General features: G+C 35.7%; 1 pseudogene. It reads left to right on the top strand.

The features are described from left to right. Positions 1-96: 96 nt before the first annotated feature. Positions 97-415 (top strand): annotated as a pseudogene (locus tag M72_RS15585) (prepilin peptidase dependent protein A); the annotation flags it as partial.

Raw genomic sequence — 415 nt, 5'->3', positions numbered from 1 at the left:
CAACCGCATGATAACATGTATTCGGATATGTATGCGTATAGTTTCAGGAAAGTATTATGATTATGAAAAGTAATTATACACAAGGAGAATGAATAGATGGTAATAACCCGCACAGTAGAGATGCATGCGCAGCTTGTGGGATATGATTTTAAGAAAAAAGGTTTACCCACTGATAAAAATATTGCAGTAGAAAATAGTAAAGTTTCCAATGATTATTTCTGGAAAACAAATAAATATACGGATCAGGATGTGTTTGGAAGAACACTGGATCTGACGGCACTTATCAATAAGCCGGACGGATATTTAAAGGGAAGTTTATCGGATACGGAGGATGTGGACTATTACGAATTCAATATTACAGAGTACCGGGCATTAAGTTTCGCGAAGGATACCTATAATAAGGATATTACGATCA

Source organism: Roseburia faecis (genome assembly GCF_001406815.1).
GTDB lineage: Bacteria > Bacillota > Clostridia > Lachnospirales > Lachnospiraceae > Roseburia > Roseburia faecis.
Note: the sequence above shows the minus strand (reverse complement) of the source record. Positions and strands in the feature narration are given on the sequence as shown.